The organism is Endozoicomonas sp. SESOKO2 (assembly GCF_024606245.1).
Lineage (GTDB): Bacteria > Pseudomonadota > Gammaproteobacteria > Pseudomonadales > Endozoicomonadaceae > Endozoicomonas_A.
Genome location: NZ_JAHHPQ010000233.1, coordinates 1 through 4,277 on the forward strand (window position 1 = coordinate 1; position 4,277 = coordinate 4,277).

Consider the following 4,277-nt stretch of genomic DNA (forward strand, 5'->3'; position numbering starts at 1 on the left):
TCCCAGTACTCGTCCAGTAATGTCAGTATTTCGGTGCTAAAAACTTCTGTCTGGTTGAGCTTTAACCATAAATTGCGAAACGCCTGTTTTTCTGTTTTTTCGTCTGGTGGGGTAATGCTTTGTGTTACCGATTCAATGAACGGCTCACAGGCTTCAGCACTCGTGGGTTGGACATTATTCAGGTATTGGGACAGTGATTCTTTGATCTCATCGGGGCATTCTGCCCCTGATGCTTCGATTCTTTCTCTCAGTTTGCCAAGCAAGGATCCAGGCAGCCTCTCTTTATGCTGGTCAAGGGATTTCCATGCGATGAGGTTGATGGTCATCTTAGTGTTGATCAGGTTAGCCAGAACATATACAGGTAAAGGTTTGAAGGGGGCTGCTTCAATGGCATCTTTTGCCCCGGGCTCTCTGTTTGCGGATAATCTGGCTTCGCGTCTTTGAATGTATAACGGGTAATCCAATCTTAAACGCCTTTGCCAATCATCTGCTGTCAAATAATAGTATTCAGGCATATCAGTGATTTTCAAAAAAAACCGGAACTGATCCTCTGACCAGTTGCTGATTTCCATTTTTTCATCATTTATTTTCAGCTGCGGCATTGGAAAACGGTAGATCTGAACACTGTCACCCGGCACCTCAACCTCAAGCCACTGCCCTCTGACAGTGAAGAACATCTCATTGAGGTTGTGCATCAGCACGGTGATATAGCTCAGGGCCAGCTGTTCTCCCGATGGAATAAGTCCAGATACAGGTATCTCAACGGTGTTGGTGTCTGTTGTGCGCATTCCAGAGAGAAAGTGATCGGGGATTTCGTGATCCCAGGGCAGAAGGCAATGGGTTCTGAGTAACGCTTCAAAAAGTATTTGGATGCCTTCTTTTGTGATGTCATGGTTTTTTAGTCCAAGGCAAGCTTCAAGCAGCCGTTTTAACCATTGGGAGGAATGCTCTTTGCTGAGTTTATTCAGGGCGCTCAACGAGGGAAACAGGTTGAATAGAGCCCCTGCATGGTTGGCGTCCAGAAAACGGAGCTGATCATCTTTTGTCAAGGGTTCCAGTATCTCCCAATAGAGTCTTTGCATATAGTCGAGTTCCAGCACCCCCGATAATTGTCGTAACCGGGCTGAGAGCTGTTCCCATTGGCTCTTGTCTGGCAATGATTTCAACCGCCTGACGAAATAGACAAAACGCCCTCTGTATTCATTGGAAGAAAAAAGAACCATTGCTTGATTTAATACGTGCAAAGGCACGGTTTTACCCGAATGTTGCCGCAAAAAATCCCGGTCCTGTTGATTAGCCTTAAGGTAGCACTCGATGCCTTTCCCTCCATAAGAAGACAGAAGCTTTATCAATGATTCCGATATCGGAACGGTTTTAGTCCTTTCATGGCATTGGTAAAACTGTTTTAAAACTGCCCAGCTTATTGACCAGTCTGGTTTATAGGTGGAGAGGTAAAGAGCAACTGTTTTTATCTGGCGATTCCATTTGTCGCCCTCTTCGTTATCAGAGTCGTTATTTTCTTCAGTAAATTCTGTAAACAGCCACTGTTTCAGCTGTGTCTCCCGGTGTTGCAGCGTTTCAGTGGCAGGTAGCCCTTCTGATTTCCAGAGTTTGGTCATAATTTGCAGGAGCAAGTGATTGGGTTTACCCCCGCAACGTGTCCAGTCCAACACTTTTTTCACATGCTCATGTTTGGGCACTCCTTGGCCATGATTCATGGATGAGAAAGCGTTAAACCGTTTCATACTAAAATCGCCATGCTTGTCTTTCCATTCCGGCCAGCCCAGTACCTCTTTCACTTCCTTGTATTTGAGCACGCCATGGTTATGATTCATGAACGTGAAGGCGCGGAACCGCTCCATACTGAACTCGCCATTTTTGTCTTTCCATTCCGGCCAGTCCAACACCTCTTTCACTTTCTTACGTCCGGGCATGCCTCTTTTGGCGCATATGGACGAGAAGGCGCGAAACCGCTCCATACTGAACTCACCATCCTTGTCTCTCCATTCCAGCCAGCCCAGCACCTCTTTCACTTCCCAATGTTTGAGCATGCCCCTGGCATGATTCATGGACGAGAAAGTGCGAAACTGCTCCGTACTGAACTCACCGTGCTTGTCTTTCCATTCCGGCCAGCCCAGCATTTCTTTCACTTGCTCATGGTTGGGCACGCCATGGCCTTTATTCATCGATGAGAAAGCGCGAAATAACTTCATATTGAACACACCATCCTCGTCTTTCCATTCCGGCCAGCCCAGTACCTCTTTCACTTCCCTATGTTTGGGTGCACCTCTCGAGGTGAACATCGATGAGAAGGTGCGGAAGAGTTCCCTGTTGAACTCGCCATCCTTGTCTTTCCATTCCGGCCAGTTCAGCATCTCTTTCACTTCCATCTGTTTGTGAGTGCCTTTACTGGCGTACATAGATGAGAAAGTGCGGAACAGCTTTATACTGAACTCGCCATTCTTATCTTTCCATTCCGGCCAGGCCAGCACCCCTTTCACTTCCTCATGTTTGAGCATGCCTTTGCTACAATTCACGGATGAGAAGGCGCGGAACAACTCCATACTGAATTTGCCATTTTTGTCTTTCCATTCCGGCCAGCCCACTACCTCTTTCACTTTCTCATGTTTGAGCATGCCTTTGTTATGATTCAAAGATGAGAAGCAGCGGAACAGCTCCATATTGAACGCATCATCCTTGTCTTTCCATTCAGGCCATCCCATTAGCTCTTTCACTTCCTCATGTTTGAGCATGCCTCTGCCGCTGTTCATGGACGCTAAGGCCCGGAACAGCTCCATATTGAATTCGCCATCCTTGTCTTTCCATTCAGCCCAGCCAAGCACCTCTTTCACGTCGTCATGTTTCAGCATGCCTTTAGAATGATTCATGGATGAGAAGGCGCGGAACAGCTCCATATTGAACTGGTCATCCTTGTCTTTCCATTCCGGCCAGCCCAGCAGCGCTTCGACGTCCTCATGTTTGAGCAGGCCCCTGGCATGATTCATGGATGAGAAGGCGCGGAACAGCTCCATGTTGAACCCGTCATCCTTGTCTTTCCATACCAGCCAGCCCAATATCTCTTTCACTTCCTCATGTTTGAGCAAGCCTTTGCAAGTATTCATTGACGAGAAAGCACGGAACAGCTCCATATTGAACTCGCCATTATTGTCTTTCCATTCCGACCAGCTCAGCAGCTCTCTCACTTCATCAAGCTTGGGCACACCTTTGCAACTCTTCATGGACGAGAAGGAAGTCAATGTATCCAAACTCGCTAAATATTCGAGTTCACTTTGATCACGTTCTGCAAAACTACGGATATGTTTTTTTGCATAATTCAGCATGCCGGTTAGCATGCCTGTGTTTTTGAAGTTTTTAGAAAGGTGCCCAAAAAAAGCAGTGGCATTATCGAAGAAGCTATTAAAATACTGTCTCTCTACAAAGCCAAGCAGTTTATAAAAAGTATCCTTTACAGAGATGTTTTTTTTCTTGAATACTTCCATCAGGGTTTGTGCTTTCTCCAGCTCTTCCTTGCTTAGTTCGTACTTGATACTTTCTTTTACTTTTTCCAATAGATCATCAGTGATCTGGGCGTCTTCCGGTTTCTTTTTTTTAGCCGGTGGTGCAGTAGCTGCTTCGGAATGGCTTCTCTTTCTACCCGAGCCCTTATTTTTTTTCTGAGCAGGTTCTGATGAATCCGACTCTGTTTCTTTCAGGGTTTGTCTTGCTCTTTTATTACCGTGAGTGTCCGGCAGGCACTTGTCGCATAAAAATGCTGAAGCTGCTGCTTCATCAGCGACACGGCTTAATTCCTGTGTATTCATTATCTTGTTACATCTGGAACAAGTTACGACCGAACTTCCGGTATCTTGCTCAGCCGAGGGCTTCAGTGGATCATCGCCCCCGTGACCACTGCCGTCTTTTGGACAAGTTCCCTGACTAAGGTCAGAAGCCCTGCTTATTGGGTCGGTTTTCGCGGTGGTTGATGCTTTGGTTGTTCTGGAGGATTGGTCCTGTTTCCCGTTACCGGCTTGTCGGCCAGAATATTGGCCAGTAACGATCTTACGGTAAACACTGAGTTCATGACTATGCTCCGTTAGCCAAGTCTGAACCAGCCCCGGATGCATTGTGTCAGGGCCTGATCTTTCCAGATCCAGAAGATCTGCTTCAATCACCATAATCCGATCTGACAAAATCCGGGCCAGCGTGGTTTGGTCCTTCATAATAGCCCATAGTCGTTTGATTCTTAACATTCGAAGCAGTTGCTTTTTTTGTTGCAG

The 4,277-nt window shown here is 46.6% G+C and carries 1 protein-coding gene; it reads right to left on the reverse strand.

Annotation, left to right across the window (positions count from 1 at the left end):
- A partial coding sequence (locus KDK17_RS05725) for a hypothetical protein (RefSeq protein WP_257287563.1) occupies positions 1-4,190 on the reverse strand: 4,190 nt, incomplete at its 3' end.
- Positions 4,191-4,277: the final 87 nt, after the last annotated feature.